Raw genomic sequence first — 22,639 nt, 5'->3', positions numbered from 1 at the left:
CCGGTGACCCGTCGTCACATCAGGCCGTCCCAGAACTGCTCCAGGAGGACCGACCACCAGGTCTCCGGCCCGGCCAGGGCGGCGGGGTCGACGGCCTGGAGCTGGGCCTGGAAGTCGACCGTCCAACGGCCGGCCTGATCGGGCGTCAGCCCGTACCGCAGGCGCCACATCCGGCCGAGCAGGGCCAGCGAGCGGACGAACTCCGGGACGCCGCTGTTGACGAAGCGCGGGGCCTCCGCGCCCGGCCGCTCCAGGTCGACCGCGACCACCGCGGCCGTGCCGTACTGCACGCACAGCTGGCGCCCGTAGTCGTTGCCCAGCACCAGGTAGCCGCCGAAGTCCGGACCACCCGGCAGGCCGCGCTCGGCGGCCAGCTCGGCGAGGGTCGGGATCGGCCGCCCCTCCTGGGCCTGGGCCCAGAAGAACGGTGCGAAGTCGCGCGGCAGACCGGCCCAGATCAGCATCTGGGCGACCTGCTCCGGCACGCCCTGGCGGGACACCGCACGCTGCTCGAAGCGGAACACCGAGGGCCCGAAGACCTGCGCGAGCTCACCGCCCAGCTGCTGCGGGTCGGTGGGCGGCAGCGGCACCGCGCCGGCCGGCGGCGAACCCGCCGGGGGCAGCGGGACCCGGACGGTGCGCGGGCGCTGCGGGCCCGCGGCCAACTGGTGGAGCTGGTCGAGGTGGTCCAGCAGCACCGCCATGCCGGCCTGGCGGGCCTGGTGGTCCCGGCCGTACCCGGCGGTGTGGCTGATCCGGACGTTCGGCCAGGCCGCGCGGACCATCCGCAGGCAGTAGCCGCCGGGCAGGTCGCAGGGCTCCAGGTCGGTGTGGAGTTCGAGCACCTGGTCCGGGGGCACGTTGAGGCGGCGCAGCTCGGCCAGCACCTTCACCTCGGGGTGCGGGGTGCCCGGCTCGCTGCGCTGCATCACCGTCTGCTCGGAGCCGTCCGGCCCGCGGTAGCGGACCACGGCGCTGCTGCCCGGGCCGACCGAGGGCTGGCCGGGATTGGCCGGCGCCTGCGGGGCCGGGGCGGCGGCCGCCGGTTCGGCGGGGGCGGCGGGGGCCGGGGCACCGGCCGAGGCCGCGTCCGGGTAGCCGTAGCCGACCGGTGCCGCGCCCGGGAGCGGACGGGGGCCGGGAGCCCCGGTGCCGTCGCCGCGCAGGTCGGCCGGGGGCGGCGGGGGCGGGGCGGTCGGAGTCCGGCCCGGCGCCTGGCCCGGCGGTACGGGCGGGGCACCGGCCGGGCCGCGCAGGTCGGCGGGCGGCGGGGGCGGCGGCGCGGTCGGACCGCCCCGGCCCGGGGCGCCCGGCAGGCCGCTCAGCCCGGGGACGTCGGAGGCCAGCAGAGTCGGCGCCTGCGAGGGATCGGCGGCCGGGCCCGCACCGGGCCCGCCGGGCGGGGGCGCGAGCAGGGTCGGCGCGTCACCGGCCGGGCGGCCGGAGTCCGGCGGCGCGGCGAACACCGGCGGCGGGAAGCCGCCGGGAGCCTGCGGCGGCATGCCCGCCGACGGACCACCGGGGAACGGGGCCCCGGGCGCACCGGGGGCTCCCGGCGGCGGGAACGCACCGTGCGGCGGCACGCCGGGACCGGCGGGCGGAGGCGGGAACGGACCGGCTCCGTGCGGAGGCGTGCCAGGGCCACCCGGCGGCGGGAAGCCCCCGGGCCCGGCACCGTACGGCGGCGCACCCGGCCCACCCGGCGGCGGGAACGGACCCCCACCCTGCGGCGGCGGGAAGCCGCCGGGAGCCTGCGGCGGCATGCCAGCTGACGGACCACCAGGGAACGGGGCACCGGGCGGCGGGAACCCACCCGGCGGCGGCATCCCCGGACCGGTGGGCGGAGGCGGGAACGGACCGGCCCCGTGCGGAGGCGTACCGGGACCACCCGGCGGCGGGAAGCCCCCGGGCCCGGCACCGTACGGCGGCGCACCCGGCCCACCCGGCGGCGGCGGGAACGGACCCCCACCCTGCGGCGGCGGGAAGCCGCCGGGAGCCTGCGGCGGCATGCCGGCTGACGGACCACCAGGGAACGGGGCCCCGGGCGCACCGGGCGGCGGGAACCCACCCGGCGGAACCGCCGGACCGCCGTCCGCGGGGGCCGCCCCCGGTCCGGCGGCCTGGTCCAGGGAGCCGCCCAGGGCGAAGGCCAGGGCGGCGTCCAGCCCTTCCGGCTCCGCCGGGGCGCCGGACGGCCCGGCGGCGCGGGCACCGTCGGGCGACGGCGCGCCCGCCGTGCCGGGGGCGGCGGTCGCCGCCGCGACCGGCCCCGCGTCGGCGGCACCGGGCTCGGGCAGACCCGTGCCCTGCCCCGCGGGGGCTGCCGTACCGGGACCGGGCAGCGTGGCGCCCTCCCCGGCGGGAGCGCTGCCGGGCCCGGGCAGGGTGGCGTCCGGACCCGCGTCGGCCGCCGCCGCGTCCGGCTCGCCGCCGAGGCGGGCGCGTTCGGCCGCGATGGCCGCCTCCCCGGCCTCCTGGAGCCACTGCGGGGGGCTGAGCAGGAAGGAGGTGGCCTCCACCCGGCCCGGGGCCGGCTTGGCCGCGCCCGCCGGGTTGGGCTCGCTCGGGGTGCCGTAGGCGGCCTCGTAGCGGGCGACCACCTCGTTGACCGGGAGGGCGGGCCACAGGGTGCTGGCGCCGGTGTCGCGGGCGATCACCAGCCGGGGGCCGGGGGCCGCGCCGGGGTCGGCGGACGGGGCGTCAGCGGCCTCCTCCGCCCAGCAGACGTAGCCCAGGTCGAACTCCCGTACCCGGACCTCGCGTTGCCGCGAGCGCGGCACCCCCGCGTTGATCCAGTCCTCGGCCGTCTCGCGGGCCTGCGCGTACGTCACCACGCCTGCCGCACCCCTTCCGCACTCACCGGGACGGCGCGCGCGAACCCGCCGTCGACCATCATCGCCGCCACCGTCTCCAACTCCTGGGGGCTGCCCGCCAGGCGGAGCAGGAACTCGTCGAAGTCCGCTCCGCAGGGCAGCAGCAGCCGGGCCACCCGCTGCTCGGGCGTCTCGTCCGGGTCACCGGTGTCCCGGGCGTCGTCGTACGGGCAGAACCAGACCGTGCCGAGGTCCTCGCCGCGCACCTTGAGGGCCAGCAGGCCGCCCTGGAGGTAGGCGACGCCCAGGTAGTCCTTGGTGAGGTGGTCGCGCAGGCACTTGTTGGCGTACACCAGGTCCTGGACGCCGTACTCCTCACTGAGGGTCAGGAACGGCTGGTCCACCAGCAGCCCGAGGCCCACGTCCAGCGCGACGCCCACCGGGGCGCGACCGCCGGCCAGCTTGAGGAAGTCGCGGTAGGCCGGCGGCAGCGGGTGGCCCAGGCGCTGCTCGGCGCGCTGCGCCAGGTCCTCGGTGACGGCCAGCGGGTCGCCGCCGTCCAGCGCGAGCGGGAAGTGCGCCGGGCGCTGCTCCTGGAGCGGGCGGGTGCCCCGGCGCTCGTGGTCCGCGCCGGAGTGCGCCAGGCCGCCGTGGTGGCGCAGCAGCGCCTTCACCTCGACGGGCACCAGCTCCATCCGCCGCCAGCCGGGCTGCGCGCCGCCGCTGACGTGGTGCCAGGTCCAGCCCGCCGGGGTGGCCACCGCGGTCGGGAGGTCGGCCCAGAGCTCGTGGCCCTGGGTGTAGAGGGCGGCGTTGGCCGAGACGTAGTCGGTGAGCCGCATCTCGTCCACGCCGAAGCCCTCCGGCGGGTCGGCCACCTCGGCGGCGGCCACGGCGTACGGGGAGAAGACCGGCAGGCCGTCCTCGTCCACCCGCACCCCGGCCGGGTACTTCCCCGCCCTCAACGGGTCGGGAAACTGCACCACCTGCCCCGCGTACGCCCCGTTGGGCGCGGCGGTCCCGGGCCGGCCTGTCGTCATCTGGGTGCCCCCACTGGCTGCTGCGACGGATTGCTGCCCACAGCCTATGGGTACTCCCCGCCCGGTCCACCAGGTCCGAGCGGACTTGACGGACCGTCGACAGGTCCCCCGTCACGGGAGCCACCCACCCGGGCCCGGTAGGTTCGCGGCGACCACACGCCCATGAGCGAACGGGGGGACGCGACACCCATGGACCGAGAACTGGACCTCGTACGGTGCTTCGAGGAGGAACGCGAGCACCTGCGCGCGGTCGCCTACCGGATGCTCGGCTCGCTGAGCGAGGCCGACGACGCACTCCAGGAGGCCTGGCTGCGGGCCGCCTCCGCCGACGTCTCCGAGGTGCAGAACCTCCCCGCCTGGCTGACCACCGTGGTCGGCCGGGTCTGCCTCAACCTGCTGCGCACCCGGCGGACCCGGCGCGAGGACCCGCTGGAGCACGGACCCGAAGGCCCCGACCGGGCACTGGAACGCGGCTCCGGCGCCGACCCGGAGGAGGAGGCGCTGCTCGCCGACTCGGTCGGCCTGGCGCTGCTGGTGGTGCTCGACGCGCTCACGCCGGCGGAGCGGCTGGCCTTCGTGCTGCACGACATGTTCGCGGTCCCGTTCGACGAGATCGCGCCGATGCTGGAGAAGACACCGGCGGCGGTGCGGCAGCTGGCCAGCCGGGCCCGCCGCCGCGTCCGGGGCGCCTCGCCCGCACCCGACCCGGACCTGAGCCGGCGCCGGCAGGTGGTCGACGCCTTCCTGGCCGCCACCCGGGGCGGGGACTTCGACGCCCTGCTCGCCCTCCTCCACCCGGACGTGGTGCTCCGGGCCGACCGCATGGTCATCCCCACCCCCGAACCGGTCACCGTCTCCGGGGCCCTGCCGGTGGCGCAGGGCGCGATGGCCGCGATGGCCCGCGCCGCCGCGACCGAGGTCGCCCTGGTGGACGGCGCGCTCGGCCTGGTGATGGCCCCCTTCGGCCGCCTCACCGTCGTCCTGCGGTTCGCCTTCGCGGCGGACGGCACCGTCGACGGCATCGAGGTCATCGCCGACCCGGCCGTCCTCGCGGGCCTGGAGATCCGGCTGCCCGAGTAGGGGGCGGCGTAGGTGCGCCCCGCAGGGGCGCGAGGAACTGCGCGCGGGGGAACGGCAGCACCTGCAACCGGCTGACGGAGCCTCAGTTGCAGGTGGGCCGCCTCCCGAAGCGCGCAGTTCCCCGCGCCCCCGGAGGCATCACCTCGTTCCCTAGAGGGCCTTGGCCAGGGTCTCGGCCACGTAGGTCTGCTGGTACTCGGTCAGGTGGGGGTGCAGCGGGAGGCTGAGGAGTTCGCGGGCGGCCCGTTCGGCGACCGGGAAGGTGCCCTCGGGGTGGCCGAGGTGGTGGAAGGCGGGCTGGAGGTGGACCGGGACGGGGTAGTGGATGCCCGCGCCGATGCCGGCGGCGTTGAGGGCCGCGAGGACCTCGTCGCGGCGTCCGCCGTCGATCCGGACGGCGTACAGGTGCCAGACGTGCTCGTTGCCGGGCATGGTCAGGGGCAGCGTCACCCCCGCCAGCTCGCCGAGCAGCGCGTCGTAGCGGGCGGCCGCCGCGCGCCGGGCCTCGTTCCACGCCGGGAGCCGCCGCAGCTTGGCCCGCAGCACCACCGCCTGGACGGTGTCCAGCCGCGAGGTGAAGCCGAACCGCTCGTGGACGTACTTGCGGCTGGACCCGTGGTCCCCGATCTCCCGCACCGCGGCGGCGAGTTCCGCCGAGTCGGTGACCACGGCACCGGCGTCGCCGTAGGCGCCGAGGTTCTTGCCGGGGTAGAAGCTGGTGGCGGCGAGCACGCCCCAGGAGCCGGAGACCCGGCCGTGCCGGGTGGCGCCCTGGGACTGGGCGCCGTCCTCGACCACCGGGCGGCCGTCGGCGATCTCCAGGACGTGCTCCACCGGGGCCAGCTGGCCGTTCAGGTGGACCGGCAGGTAGGCCTCGGCCTCGACCGCCGCCGCCCGTTCCGGGTCGATCAGCAGGTGCTCGGGGTCGGCGTCGACCAGGACCGGCCGCAGGCCGGCCCGGACCACCGCCTCGACGCTGGCCACGAAGGTGTTGGCGGGGATCACCACCCGGGCACCGGGCGGGAGTTCGAGGGCGCGCAGGGCGATCTCGATGGCGTCGGTGCCGTTCGCGGTGCCGATCGCGTGGCCGACGCCGGAGTAGGCCGCGTACTCGGCCTCGAAGGCGGCCACGTCCGGGCCCTTCACGTAGGCCCCGGAGGCGAGCACCCGGTCGATGCCCTCCCGGACCTCCTCGGCTACCTCGGCGTGGGCGGCTTGCAGGTCCACGAGCGGGATCGGGTTCATCGGACTGGCCCTTCCAGGGTCGGTTCGAGCAGGGGTTCGTCAGGAGTCGCGGCGGCGGGTTCGACGCGCAGCGGGAGGGTGCCGCCGGAGAGGCAGCGGCCGGTGCGGGCGTCCCACCTCCAGTGGTGGCGGGGGCACTCGATCACGCCGTCGGCGACCTCGGCGTGCGCCAGGTCCTCCCCGGCGTGCGGGCAGTAGCGCTGGAAGCGCAGCCCGTCCCGCTCGACCACGGCGTCACCGGCGCCCTTCCGTTCCCGGACCAACTGCCGGGTCTGGGCGGGCTGGTGGCCGTAGCGGAGCAGGCTGAGCAGGGTGAGGTCGAAGACGTCCGGGTCGCGGTGCAGGGTGAGCCGCATGGAGAGCAGCGCCTCCTCCCAGCCGGCCCGGCCGTCCAGGACGGCCCGCAGCGCCCGGGGCGGGACCCGGATGGTGTAGCCGGGGTCGACCGGTTCGTCCTCCAGCTCGACCCGTTCGGCGAGTTCGCCGAGGCCGACGCCCCAGGCGGCGCCGTCGGCCTCCAGCCGCAGGCCCTGCCGGTAGCCGTCCAGCAGCGGGCGGTTGAGCCGCTGGAGCCGGTCGAAGTGTCCGGCCACCTCGGCGGTACCGATCTCCGGTTCCGGGCCGCGGTGGTAGGCCTCCCACTCGTCCCGGCGGCGCTCCCGGTAGGCGGCCAGGTACCCGGGCTGGTCGGTGGCCCAGCTCCCGGGCGCCGAGGGGGCGTCCACGGTGTCGCCGGGGGCGGTGCGGACCACCTCGACCTCCGGGCAGGCCGCGGCGAACTCCCCGGCCACGTCCTCCCAGTGCGGGAAGATGGTGGCGGCCCGGTCGTTGAACCGGTCCAGTTCCGGGTCGAGGAAGCAGGCCGGGCCGGCGGAGGGCAGGTAGGCCCGGGCGCCGGTCAGCCGGACCTTGCGGACCAGGGTGTCCAGCAGGTCCGCCCGGACGGCCGCGGTCTTGCGGGCCATCTCCCCGGGCGGGTAGCGGTAGGCGTTCGGGTACCACATGGCGCCCGAGTACTGGGCCGCCAACAGGTCGATGCCGGAGGGCAGTTCGGACAGCGGGGTGTTGCAGTCGTTCAGGTCCAGGAAGCGGTACCCGCCGAGGTCCAGCAGCAGGCCGCTGTCCTCCTTGTGACTGGTGTCCAGGTACACGGTGGCCACCGCGTCCGGCCCCAGCCGGTGCGACTCCCGGTGCCCGAGCAGCACCTGCTGCCCGAACCCCATCCGGGCCAGCCGGCGCCGCAGCGACTGCGAGCGGTACCGGGGCACCAGCACCGTGACCTCGCGGGAGAGCTGCCCCAGCAGCCGCTCGTCGAAGTGGTCCTCGTGGGTGTGCGAGACGTACAGGTAGTCGTACCGGCCGCCGACGACCTCGGGCAGCAGCGGCCGATTGTCGGGGTACGGGAACCAGGCGTCCAGGAACGCCGGGTGGAACCACGGGTCGATCAGGATCCGCAGCCCGGCGTGCTCGACCACGAAGCCCGCGTGGCCGAGGTGCCTGATCACCGTCACCCGACGATCTCCCGCAGGGCCGCGACGACGGTGTCCTGCTGCTCCTCCGTCAGCGAGTGGTAGAGCGGCAGGATCAGCGAACGGCCGGTCAGCAGCTCGGTGGTGGGCAGCTCCACCCGGGACGCCCCCTTGTACGGCAGCTCCAGGTGGGCCGCCATGATCCCGCGCCGGGCCGAGATCCCCTTCTCCGCCAGCCGGGCCAGCACCTCGGTGCGGTCCGGGGCGTCCTCGGGGAGCAGCAGCCAGCAGGCCTGGAAGTTGGAGCTGCCGTGCGGCGGGTCGGCCACCAGGCGCTCGCCCAGCGGGCCGAGCAGCTCGCGGTAACGCGCCGCCAGTTCCCGACGGCGGGCGACCATCGCCGGCAGCTTGCCGAGCTGCACCAGGCCGATCGCGGCCTGGATGTCGGTCATCCGGAAGTTGTAGCCGACCTCGTCGTACGTCTCCACCACGCTGGCCCCGCCGCTGGCGGCGTGCCGGTCGGCGGCCGAGACGCTCATCCCGTGCTCGCGCAACCGCCGCAGCCGGGCGGCGAGTTCGCCGTCCTGGCAGGTGACCATGCCGCCCTCGCCGGTGGTCAGCAGCTTGCGCGGGTGGAAGGAGTACGCCGCGATGGCCGCTCCGCTGCCCACCGGACGGCCGTTCAGCAGCGACCCGGCGCCGCAGGCGGCGTCCTCGACGACGGTGATGCCGCGGCCCGCGACCAGCGCCTCGACCGCGGGCAGGTCCACCGGGACGCCGCCCTGGTCGACCACGATCACGGCCTTGGTGCGGTCGGTGAGCAGCGGCTCCACCGTCCCCGGGGTGAGGTTCCCGCTGGAGAGCTCCACATCGGCGAAGACCGGGACGGCACCCAGGTAGGTGACGGCGTTGGCGGTCGCGATGAACGAGAAGGACGGCACCACCACCTCGTCCCCCGGGCCCACCCCGGCACCGATCAGCGCGAGTTGGAGGGCGGTCGTGCAGGACGAGACGGCGATCGCGTGCGGCACGCCGAGGTACTCGGCGAACGCCCGCTCGAACTCCGCCACCCGCGGCCCTTGGGCCACCCAACCGGAACGCACCGCCTCGGCGGCGGCCAGGGCTTCTTCTTCACCGAGCCAGGGGATCATCACGGGAATGCTGGACAACGGAGATCGCTCCCTCAGGGGCGCGAGGAACTGCGCGCAGCGGTAGGCAACGCGCCGTTCGGTCGCTTCGAAGTGGTTCAGTTGCAAGTGCCGCGATCTGACGGCGAGTGGATGGCTGGGCGCGCAGTTCCTCGCGCCCCCGGTCACTTGGCCGATTGCCACCAGCCGACGAGCTTGCGGAGTCCGTCCTCCAGGCCCAGCTCCGGCTTCCAGCCCAGGTCCCGCTCGGCGGCCGAGATGTCCGCCAGCCGCCGCGTCACGCCGCCCGCGGTCTCCCGCGCGGGCCCGTGCTCGACGTCCAGCTCGGAGTCCATCGCCGACAGCAGGGCGTCGGCCAGCCCGCGCAGCGAGACCTCGCTCGCCGAGGCGATGTTGTACACCCGGTCCGTCACCGGCGCGGCGGCGGCCAGCAGGTTGGCCCGGGCGATGTCCTCGGTGTAGACGAAGTCCATGGTCTGGGCGCCGTCGCCGAAGATCAGCGGGGGCTGCCCGGCGGTGATCCGCTCCATCCAGCGGATGAAGACCTCGGTGTACTTGCCGTGGACGTCCATCCGGGGGCCGTACACGTTGAAGTAGCGGAGCGCGACGTAGTCCAGCCCGTACATGGCGTGGAAGGACCGCAGCAGGCCCTCGTTGAAGACCTTGGCCGCCCCGTACAGGGTGTCGTTGTTGTAGGGGTGCTGGGTCTCCGGCGTCGGGAAGACGTCCGCCAGGCCGTACACCGAGGCGGTGGACGAGGCGATGACCTTCTTCACGCCGCACTCGGCCGCGGCCTCGACCACGTCGAAGGTCCCGTCCACCATGATCTCCAGCGCCAGCCGCGGCTCGGTCGCGCACTGGGTGATCCGGATCGCGGCCAGGTGGAACAGCAGGTCGGTGTCGCTGCCCAGCAGCTCCCGCAGCAGCGCCCGGTCCCGGATGTCGCCGTCCACCACCCGCAGTTGGCCCGGGGCGGCGGCGGCCTCGGCGTCCGCCAGGTTGGCCATCCGGCCGCGGACGAAGTTGTCCAGCACCACGACCTCGCGGGCCCCGGCGGCGATCAGCTGGTCGACCACGGTGGAGCCGATGGTGCCGGCACCTCCGGTGACCAGGCAGCGGGAACCCTCGATCGGTACGGCGTTCATCGGGCGGTGGCCCTCTCCTGTGCGGTGATCAGTTCTACGTCGGAGGAGTCGTCGGCGTTCACCGGCACGGTGGCGCCGCCGAGTTCCAGGCTGCGCGAGGCGGCGTGCAGCAGCTTGAGGACCCGCAGGCCGGAGCGGCCGTCGGTGAGCGGGGCCCGGCCCTCGGTGATGGCGGCGGCGAACTCGGCCATCACGTTGCGCAGCGCCTCCTGCTCGACCAGCGCGGGGGCGACCATCTCGCCGACCCGGTAGGAGATCAGGGCCTGGTGGCGGATGGCGTCGGTGAGCTCGTCCGGCGGGGTGAGGTCCACGCCGCGGTCGTGCACGGCCAGGCGGGCCTGCGGGTTGAGGTCGTCCCAGACCAGGGTGCGGCGGGAGCCGCCGATCATGGTGGTGCGGACCTTGGTCGGGGAGAGCCAGTTGACGTGGCAGTGCGCCAGCGCGCCATTGGACAGACGGACCGTCAGGTACGCCACGCAGGCCCGGCCGGCCCCGATCGGGTCGGCGCCCTGGGCGCTGACGCCCACCGGCTCGACGCCCGGGGGCAGCACGAAGTCGAGGATGGAGAGGTCGTGCGGGGCGAGGTCCCAGAGCACGTCCACGTCCGGCTGGACCAGCCCGAGGTTGATCCGCACCGAGTCGAAGAACTGCACGTCGCCGATCTCGCCGCCGTGCACCAGCTCGCGGATCCGGCGCACCACCGGGGTGTAGCAGAAGGTGTGATCGGTCATCAGCACCAGGCCGCGCTGCTCGGCCAGTTCGCAGAGCTCGGCGGCCTCCTCGACCGAGGTGGTGATCGGCTTCTCCACCAGCACGTGCTTGCCGGCCTCCAGCGCGGCGCGCACCAGCTTGTAGTGGCCGGCGGCCGGGGTGGCGATGGCCACCGCCCGCACCCGCTCGTCCGCCAGCACCTCGTCGAAGGAGGTGGTGGGCCGCACCGTGCTGTACTCGCCCAGCACCCGGCGGGACCGGGCCTCGTCCAGGTCGCACAGCCAGTGCAGCCGCAGGGCGGCGGTCTGCTGCGCGTTGCGGACCAGGTTCGGCCCCCAGTAGCCGGCGCCGACCACGGCCATGCCGATCCGTTCGGCGGCCCGCGGCCCGGGCACGCCCGGCGTCTCCACGTGCTCGCCCGGCGCCTCGTGCGCTTCCTGGCCTGCTGCGTTCGTCATCGCAAGACCCCCCTTGCCCGACAGTGAAGAGGGCACTCGTCGTGGCCGCGCACCGATACCCCCGGCGGACGGCGGCCCGGCCCTGCTGCGGAACGCTAGCGGCTGCCATCGGCGTCCGTGGGGCGAATCGGGAAACCGTGTGGGAATGGTGAAGCGTGGCGGGGCGCGCACCCCCCGGCGTCTGCCGTGTCGGCGGCATTTGGCAGGCTTGGTGCCTAGTGTGGTGCACCGGGGCACCACCCGCCGAGGGGCGGACGGCCAGGTGAGGAGCAGTCATGGAGCAGTCCGAGCAGGCCCCGACGCTGCGCCACCACCGGGACAGCCTGCTGCCCGCGGTGGCCGCCGCGCTCTCGCTGAAGAACGGCACCGTACACACCCTGGCCGGGCACAAGCCGGACGGCCTGCCCGAACTGCACCCGCTGGTCGGGGAGTTCCTGGCCGGGCTGCCGATGGACCAGCGCGAGCGCTTCCTCGGGCGCTGCCCGGAGGCGGTGCTGCTCTCCCGGTACCTGACCGAGGTGGACACCACCCGCTCCAAGCGGGCCTCCCGCAAGCCGCTCGGCCTGCACGACGCCCGCAAGGCGCTCAAGGGATCCCGGCTGACCACCGTCCGGATCCGCGAGGAGGGCGATCCGGCGCACGGCACGCACGCGCCGCCCTGCCGGTCCTGCGAGCCGCTGCTGGCCCACTTCCAGGTGGCCAGCGTGGCCGTCGGCCCGGCCGCCCCCTGAGTCCCCCACGTCCCGTCAGTCTGGAGCCCGCACTGAACTCCGCCCTCCGCACCCAGCCCCGCTTCCCCGCCGACGTGGCCGCCGAGCTCAAGCAGGCCGGTTGGCACCCCGGCCGCTGGCAGATCCGGCAGGCCGAGGAGTGGGCCGACGCGCTGGTCGCGCACGGCGACCCCCAGGGTGTGCAGCACTCCGTCTTCCCGGCCGCGATCGAGGCCTGGGCCGAGTTCGGCGGCCTGGCCTTCGACCTCTCCGGGGCCGGCCGGGAGATCGCCCGCACCCCCTTCCTGCTCGACCCGCGCCGCGGGCTGCACCAGCCGCGCACCCTGGCCGACCTGGGCCGGGCACTCGGCCGCCGGGTCGCCCCGCTGGGCGAGGAGGCGTACGGGCAGGCCCTGCTGGCGCTGGACGAGGACGGCCGGGTCTACAGCCTGGACCACGCCGGCGAGTGGTACCTGGGCCGCTCGGTGGACCAGGCGGTGAACACCCTGGTGCTCGGCCTGCGGCCCGAGCGCCTGCTCCCCTGACCCTCCGGCACCGTCCGGCGGCACGTGCCACTTCGGGCATTCCCTTCCCACCGGCGCTCCCCAGCCCCCACACTTTCCCCACACATCTGCACCAGGGGGCCCGGTGGAACGTCAACCACTCTTCGACAACGCCAAGTTCGCGGCGGTCGCGCTGGTGGTCTGCGCCCACACCTGGATGCCGCTGCTGGCCGCCGACCGGGTGGTCGGCGCCGTGGTGCTCACCGTCGCCGCCTTCGCCATGCCGGTCTTCATCACCCTGTGCGGCTACTTCGCGCAGCCGAGGCCCGGCCGGCCGCAGGTGGACGGCGCCCGGCTGATCGCCCAACTGGTGGTGCCGTACCTGGTCTTCCAGGTGCTCTACAACGTGGTCGGCATGGTCCTGGAGCGGAAGCTCGGGCCGATCCCGCTGCTGGAGCCGCGCTGGCTCACCTGGTTCCTGCTCTCACTGCTGCTCTGGCGGCTGAGCGTGCCGCTCTGGACGGCGCTGCGCCACCCGCTGCCGGTGGCGGTGCTGATCGCGCTCGGCTCCGGCGCGCTGCACGCCTTCCCGGCCGAGCTGGCGCTCGGGCGCACCCTGGGCTTCCTGCCCTGGTTCGTGCTCGGCCTGGTGCTGCGGCCCCGCCACTTCGAGCTGCTGCGCCGCCTGGCCGTCCGCCGGCTGGCCCCGTTCGGCCTGCTGCTCACCTTCGCCGCGGTCTGGGCGGCGCACCCCTACCTGCTGGACGCGGGCTGGCTGGAGTACACCGGGACGGCCGCCCAGCTCGGGGTCGGCTACCCGGTCTGGCTGACCGTCAGGATCGCCCTCGGCCTGCTCTCGCTGCTGGCCGCCGCCTCCTTCCTGGCCGTGCTCCCGGCCGGGCGGCTGCGCTGGACCTCGCTGGGCGCCGCCTCGCTCTACGTCTACCTGCTGCACGGCCTGCCGCTGAAGGCGCTCCAGGCGAGCGGGGTCTACCACGCCCGGGTGCTGCGGCACGCCTGGACGGCGCTGCCGCTGTACGGCGCCTTCGCGCTCGGCCTCGCCGTCCTGCTCGCCCTGCCGCCCAGCGTCCGGCTGCTGCGCCCGCTGGTGCAGCCGCCGGTGGAGCGGCTGCTACGCCAGCCTGGTGTCCTGCACCGCGAGGCGTGACGGGAGCACCGCCTCGACCCGGAAGCCGCCGTCCGGCTCCGGCCCGGCCGCGAAGGTGCCGCCCAGCGCCAGCACCCGCTCCTCCATCCCCACCAGCCCGTTGCCCCCGCTCGGCAGCCCGGCCCGCTTGGCCGCCCCGCCCGGGCACTCGTTCAGCACCGCGACCCGCACCCCGTTGGGCACGTACGCCAGCAGCACGGTGACCCGGGCTCCCCCGGCGTGCTTGTGCGCGTTGGTCAGCCCCTCCTGCACCACCCGGTACGCGGTCTGCTCCGCCTCGGTGGTGTACGGCAGCCGGCTGCCGCTCACCGTCAGGGTGACCAGCATCCCGGCCGCCTCCGACTGCTCGACCAGCCCCGGCAGCCCGGAGAGGTCGTCCACCGACATCGCCCGCTCCTCGGACATCCGCAGCACCCCGAGGATCTCGCGCAGCTCGTTCAGCGCCTGCCGCCCGACCTCGCCCATCAGCTTGGCGCTCTGCTGCGCCTTCTCCGGGTCCTTGGCGACGATCCGCTCCAGCGCCCCCGCGTGCACCACCATCAAGGAGACCCGGTGCGCCACCACGTCGTGCATCTCCCGGGCGATCCGGGTGCGCTCCTCCAGCCGGGCCCGGCGGGCCCGCTCCTGCGCCTGCTCGGCCAGCAGGCCGAGCTCGGTCTCCAGGCCCTGCGCCCGGTCCTTGAGGCTCTCCACCAGCCGCCGCCGCGCCCCCAGGTAGAGGCCGGTCACCACCGGCGGCACCGTCACGCCGACCGAGACCAGCACCGCGATCAGCACCAGCACCCAGACCGGCGGGGTCGTCTCGTCCGGCGGCACCGGCTCGAACATCCCGAACAGCACCACCGCGACGGTCTCCGCGAAGGCCAGCGCGGACAGCGAGATCACCCGCCCCCGTCTGGACGGCCACTCCCAGGTGGCCGCCAGGGTGTACAGCGACACCACCAACAGCACCACGCCGAAGGACCCGGGCACGAACAGCAGCGCCAGCACCACCGGCACGGCCGGCCAGCGCCGCCGCACCACCAGCGAGGCCCCGCAGAGCGCGCCCACCACCGCACTGGCCACCGCCAGTGGTGTGGACCAGTCGAACTTCTGCACCGCCGTGGCGTAGGCCCCGGCGGCACACTCCAGGGCGGCCAAGGCGGCCAGCCCGACATCCAGCACCACGCTGCGGCGCCGCTCCCACCACCAGAGTGATCGGCCCGGCCCGCCCCCGTCCGGCGAGTTGCTCATGCCGCTCAGCCTATGGCAGCGCCTCGGCGCCGAGCACCCGAGTAACGGCCGATCACCGGACGGTCCGTCAGCGGGGCGACCTGACAAGGTCGGCCACGCTCCGTACGGTCGGGGCACGTGCGGGGCCGACCATCCCCTCAGGAGACCGACCCGGACCAGCCCGGGACACCCGTGCCCGGCCACCCCCGAGTGTCCGACATTCGGTTACCCGGGTGAGACGGCACCGGGTGCCACCTATGCTGGTCGCGTCGGACAGCGAGGTCCGCGCGAGCCGTTGCCGAACCCCACCACCACAGGGAGCCAGCCGTGACCGCTCCGGTCCCCACCTCGGCGGAGAACCCGAATCCGATCGCCGACAACGCCGCCCTGCGCGCGGACATCCGCCGCCTCGGCGACCTGCTGGGCGAGACCCTGGTCCGCCAGGAGGGCCCCGAGCTGCTCGGGCTGGTCGAGCAGGTGCGCCTGCTCAGCCGCACCGACGGCGAGTCCACCGCCGAGCTGCTCTCCGGGATCGACCTGGAGACCGCCGCCAAGCTGGTCCGGGCCTTCTCCACCTACTTCCACCTCGCCAACGTCACCGAGCAGGTGCACCGCGGCCGCGAGTTCGCCGCCCGCCGGGCCAAGGAGGGCTCGCTGCTGGCGCAGACCGCCGACCAGCTGGCCGAGGCGGACCCCAAGCACCTGGAAGACACCCTGGCCAACCTCGCGGTCCGCCCGGTCTTCACCGCGCACCCGACCGAGGCCGCCCGCCGCTCGGTGCTCAACAAGCTGCGCCGGATCGGCGAGCTGCTGGAGCGCATCCACCGCGAGCACGTCGCCTCCGGCCTCGCCGCCACCGACCCGGCCCGGCACACCTCGGCCAAGCGCCAGGCCGACCGCCGCCTCGCCGAGGTGATCGACCTGCTCTGGCAGACCGACGAGCTCCGGATCGCCCGCCCCGAGCCCACCGACGAGGCCCGCAACGCCGTCTACTACCTGGACGAGCTCTACCGCGAGGCCGTCCCCGAGGTGCTGGAGGAGCTGCACGAGGAGCTGGCCCGGGTCGGCCTCACCCTCCCCGAGGGCGTCCGCCCGCTGACCTTCGGCACCTGGATCGGCGGCGACCGCGACGGCAACCCGAACGTCACCCCGGCCGTCACCTGGGACGTGCTCAACCTCCAGCACGAGTACGGCATCAAGGACGCCCTGCACGCCGTCGACGACCTGCGCAGCTCGCTCTCCACCTCGGTCCGGCTGGCCGGCGCCTCGGAGGAGCTGCTCGCCTCGCTCGACGCCGACCTGCGGGTGCTCCCCGAGCTCAGCCCCCGGTACAAGCGGATGAACGCCGAGGAGCCCTACCGGCTCAAGGCCACCTGCGTCCGGCTCAAGCTGGAGAACACCCGCGAGCGGCTGGCCGCCGGCACCCCGCACATCCCCGGCCGCGACTACCTCGGCACCCGCGAGCTGGTCGCCGACCTCAAGCTGATCCAGGACTCGCTGCGCGCCCACCGCGGCGGCCTGATCGCCGACGGCCGCCTGGCCCGCGCCATCCGCACCGTCGAGGCCTTCGGCCTGCAGCTCGCCACCATGGACGTCCGCGAGCACGCCGAGGCCCACCACCACGCCCTCGGCCAGCTCTTCGACCGGCTCGGCGAGGAGGCCTGGCGCTACTCCGACATGCCGCGCGAGTACCGCCAGAAGCTGCTCGCCAAGGAGCTCCGCTCCCGCCGCCCGCTGGCCCCCACCCCGGCCCCGCTGGACCCGGCCGGCACCAAGACCCTGGGCGTCTTCAGCACCATCCGCGAGGGCTTCGAGCGCTTCGGCGACGAGATCGTGGAGAGCTACATCATCTCCATGTGCCAGGGCGCCGACGACGTCTTCGCGGCCACCGTGCTGGCCCGCGAGGCCGGTCTGATCGACCTGCACGCCGGGATCGCCAAGATCGGCATCGTGCCGCTGCTGGAGACCACCGACGAGCTCCAGCAGGCCGACCGCATCCTCGACGAGATGCTCTCCGACCCCTCCTACCGCCTGCTGGTGTCGCTGCGCGGCGACGTCCAGGAGGTCATGCTCGGGTACTCGGACTCCTCCAAGTTCGGCGGCATCACCACCTCCCAGTGGGAGATCCACCGCGCCCAGCGCCGGCTGCGCGACGTCGCCCACCGCTACGGCATCCGGCTGCGCCTGTTCCACGGCCGCGGCGGCACCGTCGGCCGCGGCGGCGGCCCCTCGCACGAGGCCATCCTGGCCCAGCCCTGGGGCACCCTGGAGGGCGAGATCAAGGTGACCGAGCAGGGCGAGGTCATCTCCGACAAGTACCTGCTCCCCTCCCTCGCCCGGGAGAACCTGGAGCTCACCATCTCGGCCACCCTGGCCGCCTCCGCGCTGCACACCTCCCCGCGCCAGGCCCCCGAGGAGCTGGCCCGCTGGGACGCCGCGATGGACCAGGTCTCCGAGGCCGCGCACACCGCGTACCGCAAGCTGGTCGAGCAGGAGGACCTGCCGAAGTACTTCTTCGCCGCCACCCCGGTCGACCAGCTGGCCTCGCTCCACCTGGGCTCCCGCCCGTCCCGCCGCCCCGACTCCGGCGCCGGCCTGGACGGCCTGCGGGCCATCCCGTGGGTCTTCGGCTGGACCCAGTCCCGGCAGATCGTGCCCGGCTGGTACGGCGTCGGCTCCGGCCTGGCCGCCGCCCGCGAGGCGGGCCTGGGCGACGTGCTGGACGAGATGCACGGCCAGTGGCACTTCTTCCGCAACTTCCTGTCCAACGTCGCCATGACGCTGGCCAAGACCGACCTGCGGATCGCCCGCCACTACGTCGAGCAGCTGGTCCCGGCCGAGCTGCACCACGTCTTCGACCAGATCGTGGCCGAGCACGAGCTCACCCTGCGCGAGGTGCTCCGCCTCACCGGCGAGTCCGAACTCCTGGAGCACAACGAGGTGTTGAAGCAGACCTTCCAGGTCCGCGACGCCTACCTCGACCCGATCTCCTACCTCCAGGTCGCCCTGCTCCGCCGCCAGCGCGAGCTGGTCGCCCAGGGCCGCGACGAGGACCCGCTGCGGGCCCGCGCGCTGCTGCTGACCGTCAACGGCATCGCCGCCGGCCTGCGCAACACCGGCTGACGGCGGGTCACGCACGAGGGGCGGCCCGGGAGTCCTCTCCCAGGCCGCCCCTCCGCTGTTCCACGATCAGTGGACGGTCGGCTGTCCCGCCCGGCGTCGCCGCAGCCACATCGCCGCACCGCCGGCCGCGACCACCAGGCCACCGCCGACCGCGTACAGCCCGGAGCCGCCCTCCAGGTCGACGTCGTTCGGCCCGGGGAACTGGGCCGCGGCGGGCTCGGGCGTCGCCACCGGCCCCCCCGTCGGCTCGGCCGCCTGCGCCACCGGCGCGCTCAGCGCGGTGACCAGCAGTGCCGTCCCGCCGACCACTCGACCGACCCGCACCCGCTTCGACCGAACCACGTGCCTTACCCCCTGTACCGACCCCTCAACCCTGTGCACGGGTCGACGCTATCGGATCGGACGGGTCGTTCCCACACCGTTTTCGGAACGATCAAGCAAGCGTTGTACGACCGTTGCGCAAACCAGGCCCGCTTCTTGACGGACCGTCAGGAGTTGTACGTGGACTGGGCCCGCTCCAGACCCTCCGTCAGCAGCGCCTCCACCGCGTCGGCGGAGCGGTCCACGAACCAGTCCAGCTCCTTGCGCTCGGTGGACGAGAAGTCCTTGAGCACGAAGTCCGCCACCTCCATCCGGCCCGGCGGGCGGCCGATGCCGCAGCGGACCCGGTGGTAGTCCGGGCCGAGCGACTTGGTGATGGACTTCAGGCCGTTGTGCCCGTTGTCGCCGCCGCCCAGCTTGAGCCGCAGGGCCGCGTAGTCGATGTCCAGCTCGTCGTGGACCGCCACGACCGCCCCGGTGGGCACCTTGTAGAAGTCCCGCAGCGCGGTGACCGGCCCGCCGGAGAGGTTCATGAAGGTCATCGGCTTGGCCAGCACCACCCGCCTGCCGCCGATCCGCCCCTCGGCGGTCTGCGCCCGGCTCTTGTGCGCCTTGAACTTGGCGCCCATCCGCCCGGCCAGCAGGTCGGCCACCATGAAGCCGATGTTGTGCCGGTTCCGGGCGTACTGCTCCCCCGGGTTGCCGAGGCCCACGACCAGCCAGGGACCGTCGTAGTCGTCCATGTACCGCTCCTCCTGATTCGCTTCGGCCATCATCCCGGACGCACCGCTGCCCCGGCCGCTCCGAACGGAGCGACCGGGGCAGCGGTCAGGTGCGGGGAGAGGCTCAGGCCTCGGTGCCCTCGGCGGCCTCGTCGGCGGCCGGCTCGGCGGCCTGGGCGCCGATGACCTGCAGCACGACGGCGTCGGCGTCGACGGCGAGCGCGACACCGGCCGGCAGGGTGATGTCCTTGGCCAGGACGGAGGCGCCGGCCTCCAGGCCCTCGACCGAGACGGTGACGGCCTCGGGCAGGTGGGTGGCCTCGGCCTCGACCGGCAGGGCGTTCAGGACGTGCTCGAGCAGGTTGCCACCGGCGGCCAGCTCACCCTCGGTGTGCACCGGCACCTCGACGGTGACCTTCTCGCCGCGCTTCACCAGGAGCAGGTCGACGTGCTCGATGGAGCGCTTGATGGCCTCGCGCTGGACGGCCTTCGGCAGGACGTACTCGTCCTTGCCGTCGATCGGGACGACCAGCAGGGCGTTCGGGGTCTTGAGGGCCATCATCAGGTCGTGGCCGGGCAGGTTCAGGTGAACCGGGGCGTGGCCGTGGCCGTAGACGACACCGGGGACGAAGCCGGCGCGGCGGGCGCGACGGGCGGCACCCTTGCCGAACTCGGTGCGGGACTCGGCGGCAAGGCGGATCTCGGACACGTCTGCTCCTCGTGAAGGTCCGGGTGCAGACAAGCGAAAACCGCCGAAGCCACACCCACAAATACGCTGGGGGTTCCGCTCGGCGGCAGACGACGGGCCGTGAGGCCAGCGCGTCGATCACGGACGCGGCACCGTTTGGGCGCACAGCATCCCTCGCCGAGCAGTCTCACGAGTCTAACCGGGAAGCTCGTCAACCGTGAAATCGGCCCCCCGCTGTGAACAACGGGGGGCCGATTGTCGCTGACGGTGCGTCAGCAGGGACGTTTCTCCGGGATCAGTGGACACCCTCGAACAGGCTGGTGACCGAACCGTCCTCGAAGACCTCCTTGATCGCGGCGGCGATCGAGGGGGCGATGGAGAGGGTGGTCACCTTGTCCATCTGGAGCTCCTGCGGGGTGGGCAGGGTGTTGGTGAAGACGAACTCGCTCACCCGGGAGTTCTTCAGGCGGTCCGCGGCCGGGCCGGAGAGCACGCCGTGGGTGGCGGCCACGATGACGTCGGCGGCGCCGTTGTCGAACAGGGCGTCGGCGGCGGCGCAGATGGTGCCGGCGGTGTCGATCATGTCGTCGACCAGGACGCAGACCCGGCCCTTGACGTCACCGACGACCTGGGCCGACAGGATGGTGTTGGCCTGGGTCAGGTCGCGGCGCTTGTGGATGACGGCCAGCGGGGCGCCGAGGCGGTCGCACCACTGGTCGGCGACCTTCACGCGGCCGGCGTCCGGGGAGACGATGGTCAGCTTGGAGCGGTCGGTGACCCGCTCGCCGACGTAGTCGGCCAGCATCGGCAGGGCGAACAGGTGGTCCACCGGGCCGTCGAAGAAGCCCTGGATCTGCGCGGTGTGCAGGTCCACCGCCATCAGGCGGTCGGCGCCGGCGGTGCGCAGCAGGTCGGCGATCAGGCGGGCCGAGATGGGCTCGCGGCCGAGGTGCTTCTTGTCCTGGCGGGCGTAGCCGTAGAACGGGAGGATCGCCGTGATGGAGCGGGCCGAGGCCCGCTTCAGCGCGTCGATCATGATCAGCTGCTCCATGATCCACTGGTTGATCGGAGCCGTGTGGCTCTGCATCACGAAGCAGTCCGCCCCCCGGGCGGAATCCAGGAAGCGGACGTAGATCTCGCCGTTGGCGAAGTCGAGGGCCTTGGTGGGGACCAGGTCGGTGCCGAGCTCCCGGGCCACCTCCTCCGCCAGCTGGGTGTGGGCACGGCCGGAGAAGAGCTTGAGCTTCTTCTCACCCGACGTCGTGATCCCGCTCACTGAACCGTCTCCTCGCGTTGCTGCCGCATGGCCTCGCCGCACCGCACCCGGGCGCAGGCCCGGGCGCGGTGGTCGACGAGTGGATGGGGGTACGCCCAGAACACGGGCCAGGGAGCCCAGTGGCGCACGTATGTACTCCAGGTTACGCGCTGGCCCGGGAAGCGTCCGCCCCGGGACCACCCTTCAAGATCCCCGGTGGGCCGTTCGGGTCCCTCAGGACTCCTGCGTCCCGGTGGCCTCGGCGGCGGCCCGGGCCGAGTCGGTGCCCGGGCGCTTGCGGGCCACCCAGCCCGCGATGTTGCGCTGCTGGGCGCGGGAGACGCCGAGTGCGCCGGGGGGCACGTCGTTGGTGATGACGGAGCCGGCGGCGGTGTAGGCGCCGTCACCGACCGTCACCGGGGCGATGAACATGTTGTCGGATCCCGTGCGGCAGTGGGCCCCGATGGTGGTCCGGTGCTTGTTGACGCCGTCGTAGTTGACCGTGACGGACGCCGCACCGATGTTGCTGTGGGCGCCGATGGTGGCGTCCCCGATGTAGGAGAGGTGCGGCACCTTGGCGCCCTCGCCCAGCTCGGAGTTCTTGATCTCCACGTAGGTGCCGGCCTTGGCCTTGCGGGCCAGCTTGGCGCCGGGGCGCAGGTACGCGTACGGGCCGACCTGGGCCAGCTCGCCGATCTCGGCCCCGACGGACGTGGTGTTGCTCACGGTGGCGCCGGCGCCGACGGTGGTGTCGGTCAGGGTGGAGTTCGGGCCGACCTCGCAGCCCTCGCCCAGGTGGGTGGTCCCGTACAGCTGGGTACCGGGCAGCACCACCGCGTCGGGCTCGTACGTCACCTGGACGTCGAACCAGGTGGTGGCCGGGTCGACCACGGTGACCCCTTCGCGCATCGCGCGCTCGACCAGACGGGCGTTCAGGATCCGGCGGGCCTCGGCCAGCTGGACCCGGTCGTTGATGCCGAGCACGTCGCGGTGGTCGGCGGCGACCACCGCGCCGACCCGGTGGCCGGCCGTGCGGAGGATCTCCAGGGTGTCGGTGAGGTACTCCTCGCCCTGGGAGTTGTCGGTGGTGACCTTGGCCAGGGCCTCGCCGAGCAGCTCGGCGTCGAAGGCGAACACCCCGGAGTTGATCTCCTTCACGGCCCGCTGGGCGTCGGTGGCGTCCTTCTCCTCGACGATGGCCGCCACCGCGTCGGAGGCGTCCCGCAGGATGCGGCCGTAGCCGGTGGAGTCGGGGACCTCGGCGGTGAGCACGGTGGCCGCGTTGCCCTGCTCCGCGTGGGCGGCGGCCAGGGCGGCCAGGGTGGCGCCGGTGAGCAGCGGGGCGTCGCCGGTGGTGATCACCACGGTGCCCTCGGGGCGCTCGCCGCGGGCGGCCAGCTCGGCCAGCGCGGTGCGGACGGCATGGCCGGTGCCGTTCTGCTCCAGCTGCACGGCGGTGGAGACGCCGGGGTACTGCTCGGCCAGGTGGGCCTGGACCAGCTCGCGCTGGTGGCCGACCACCACGACCAGCTGCCGGGGCGTCAACTCCTGGGCGGCGGCGACCGCGTGGCCGACCAGGGTCCGGCCGCAGATCGGGTGCAGCACCTTGGGCAGCTTCCTGGACTTCATCCGCGTCCCGCCGCCGGCGGCGAGCACGATCACGGCTGCAGGGGTGTTGGCACTCACGCGGGAGGCTCCTCGGGTCGACAGGGAGGGGTTGGTGCCCCTGGGTCGGCACTCCGCACGGCCGCACCCGGGCTGCTCAGAGACTATCGGGACATCCTGGCTGAAAACCCGTCAGCCTCCGGCCGGGGCACCGGCCGGAGGC

18 protein-coding genes are annotated in these 22,639 nt (G+C 74.2%); 5 read left to right on the top strand and 13 right to left on the bottom strand.

The features are described 5' to 3' along the window. Window positions 1–14: 14 nt before the first annotated feature. Window positions 15–2,834 (bottom strand): SUKH-4 family immunity protein, encoded by a 2,820-nt coding sequence (locus ACIA8O_RS24265; RefSeq protein ID WP_396296033.1) that lies wholly within the window; start codon window positions 2,832–2,834, stop codon window positions 15–17. Further along, window positions 2,828–3,853, bottom strand: coding sequence for an SMI1/KNR4 family protein (locus ACIA8O_RS24260; protein WP_396296032.1), 1,026 nt, complete (start codon window positions 3,851–3,853; stop codon window positions 2,828–2,830). The genes ACIA8O_RS24265 and ACIA8O_RS24260 overlap by 7 nt, the downstream gene beginning before the upstream one ends. A 189-nt stretch (window positions 3,854–4,042) precedes the next feature. On the opposite strand from ACIA8O_RS24260, the gene ACIA8O_RS24255 reads away from it, so the two are divergent. Beyond that, a complete protein-coding gene (locus ACIA8O_RS24255) occupies window positions 4,043–4,933 on the top strand; it encodes a sigma-70 family RNA polymerase sigma factor (RefSeq protein ID WP_396296031.1) in 891 nt (296 codons plus the stop codon). Between the two features lie 150 nt (window positions 4,934–5,083). Here the strand turns inward: ACIA8O_RS24255 and ACIA8O_RS24250 are convergent, their stop codons facing one another. The 5 genes from ACIA8O_RS24250 to ACIA8O_RS24230 all read right to left on the bottom strand — a co-directional run bounded on the left by ACIA8O_RS24250 (window position 5,084) and on the right by ACIA8O_RS24230 (window position 11,109). Continuing rightward, window positions 5,084–6,178 (bottom strand): DegT/DnrJ/EryC1/StrS family aminotransferase, encoded by a 1,095-nt coding sequence (locus ACIA8O_RS24250; protein ID WP_396296030.1) that lies wholly within the window; start codon window positions 6,176–6,178, stop codon window positions 5,084–5,086. Then, window positions 6,175–7,689: an MBL fold metallo-hydrolase gene (locus tag ACIA8O_RS24245; protein WP_396296029.1), complete on the bottom strand. Its 1,515-nt coding sequence runs from the start codon at window positions 7,687–7,689 to the stop codon at window positions 6,175–6,177. Before ACIA8O_RS24245 ends, ACIA8O_RS24250 begins: the two co-directional genes overlap by 4 nt. Continuing rightward, window positions 7,686–8,816 carry a DegT/DnrJ/EryC1/StrS family aminotransferase gene (locus ACIA8O_RS24240; protein ID WP_396296028.1) on the bottom strand — a complete coding sequence of 377 codons (1,131 nt, stop codon included), beginning with the start codon at window positions 8,814–8,816 and terminating at the stop codon, window positions 7,686–7,688. The genes ACIA8O_RS24245 and ACIA8O_RS24240 overlap by 4 nt, the downstream gene beginning before the upstream one ends. Before the next feature lie 143 nt (window positions 8,817–8,959). Next, a complete protein-coding gene (locus ACIA8O_RS24235) occupies window positions 8,960–9,940 on the bottom strand; it encodes an NAD-dependent epimerase/dehydratase family protein (RefSeq protein WP_396296027.1) in 981 nt (326 codons plus the stop codon). After that, the gene (locus ACIA8O_RS24230; protein WP_396296026.1) at window positions 9,937–11,109 is read right to left on the bottom strand and encodes a Gfo/Idh/MocA family protein; all 1,173 of its coding nucleotides are present in this window, start codon (window positions 11,107–11,109) and stop codon (window positions 9,937–9,939) included. The genes ACIA8O_RS24235 and ACIA8O_RS24230 overlap by 4 nt, the downstream gene beginning before the upstream one ends. A 275-nt stretch (window positions 11,110–11,384) precedes the next feature. Here ACIA8O_RS24230 and ACIA8O_RS24225 point away from each other — a divergent pair, with 275 nt between their 5' ends. The 3 genes from ACIA8O_RS24225 (at window position 11,385) to ACIA8O_RS24215 (ending at window position 13,490) form a co-directional block, all read left to right on the top strand. Next, entirely contained in the window at window positions 11,385–11,840 is a 456-nt protein-coding gene (locus ACIA8O_RS24225) for a YwqJ-related putative deaminase (RefSeq protein ID WP_396296025.1), read from the top strand. A gap of 20 nt (window positions 11,841–11,860) precedes the next feature. After that, window positions 11,861–12,364, top strand: coding sequence for an SUKH-3 domain-containing protein (locus ACIA8O_RS24220; protein WP_396296151.1), 504 nt, complete (start codon window positions 11,861–11,863; stop codon window positions 12,362–12,364). Window positions 12,365–12,467: 103 nt separating this feature from the next. Further along, window positions 12,468–13,490, top strand: coding sequence for an acyltransferase family protein (locus tag ACIA8O_RS24215; RefSeq protein WP_396296024.1), 1,023 nt, complete (start codon window positions 12,468–12,470; stop codon window positions 13,488–13,490). Here ACIA8O_RS24215 and ACIA8O_RS24210 read toward each other — a convergent pair. Then, window positions 13,455–14,723, bottom strand: a complete 1,269-nt coding sequence (locus ACIA8O_RS24210; protein WP_396296023.1) for a sensor histidine kinase — start codon at window positions 14,721–14,723, stop codon at window positions 13,455–13,457. The two genes, ACIA8O_RS24215 and ACIA8O_RS24210, sit on opposite strands and share 36 nt — an antisense overlap. A gap of 306 nt (window positions 14,724–15,029) precedes the next feature. Between ACIA8O_RS24210 and ppc the strand changes: the two genes are divergently transcribed. Further along, window positions 15,030–17,825 (top strand): phosphoenolpyruvate carboxylase, encoded by a 2,796-nt coding sequence (gene ppc, locus ACIA8O_RS24205; RefSeq protein ID WP_396296022.1) that lies wholly within the window; start codon window positions 15,030–15,032, stop codon window positions 17,823–17,825. 66 nt (window positions 17,826–17,891) lie between these two features. On the opposite strand, the gene ACIA8O_RS24200 is transcribed toward ppc, so the two are convergent. The 5 genes from ACIA8O_RS24200 to glmU form a co-directional block, all read right to left on the bottom strand. Beyond that, a complete protein-coding gene (locus ACIA8O_RS24200) occupies window positions 17,892–18,149 on the bottom strand; it encodes a hypothetical protein (RefSeq protein ID WP_396296021.1) in 258 nt (85 codons plus the stop codon). Window positions 18,150–18,313: 164 nt separating this feature from the next. Continuing rightward, window positions 18,314–18,889 carry an aminoacyl-tRNA hydrolase gene (pth, locus tag ACIA8O_RS24195; RefSeq protein ID WP_396296020.1) on the bottom strand — a complete coding sequence of 192 codons (576 nt, stop codon included), beginning with the start codon at window positions 18,887–18,889 and terminating at the stop codon, window positions 18,314–18,316. Window positions 18,890–18,992: 103 nt separating this feature from the next. Next, window positions 18,993–19,577, bottom strand: coding sequence for a 50S ribosomal protein L25/general stress protein Ctc (locus ACIA8O_RS24190; RefSeq protein ID WP_396296019.1), 585 nt, complete (start codon window positions 19,575–19,577; stop codon window positions 18,993–18,995). Between the two features lie 274 nt (window positions 19,578–19,851). Beyond that, on the bottom strand, window positions 19,852–20,832 hold the full coding sequence (locus ACIA8O_RS24185; RefSeq protein WP_396296018.1) for a ribose-phosphate diphosphokinase: 981 nt from the start codon (window positions 20,830–20,832) through the stop codon (window positions 19,852–19,854). A gap of 213 nt (window positions 20,833–21,045) precedes the next feature. Further along, the gene (gene glmU / locus ACIA8O_RS24180; protein WP_396296017.1) at window positions 21,046–22,497 is read right to left on the bottom strand and encodes a bifunctional UDP-N-acetylglucosamine diphosphorylase/glucosamine-1-phosphate N-acetyltransferase GlmU; all 1,452 of its coding nucleotides are present in this window, start codon (window positions 22,495–22,497) and stop codon (window positions 21,046–21,048) included. Between the last annotated feature and the right edge of the window lie 142 nt (window positions 22,498–22,639).

It is taken from the genome of Kitasatospora sp. NPDC051853 (assembly GCF_044452665.1).
Lineage (GTDB): Bacteria > Actinomycetota > Actinomycetes > Streptomycetales > Streptomycetaceae > Kitasatospora.
This window is presented reverse-complemented; position numbering and strand designations above follow the sequence as displayed.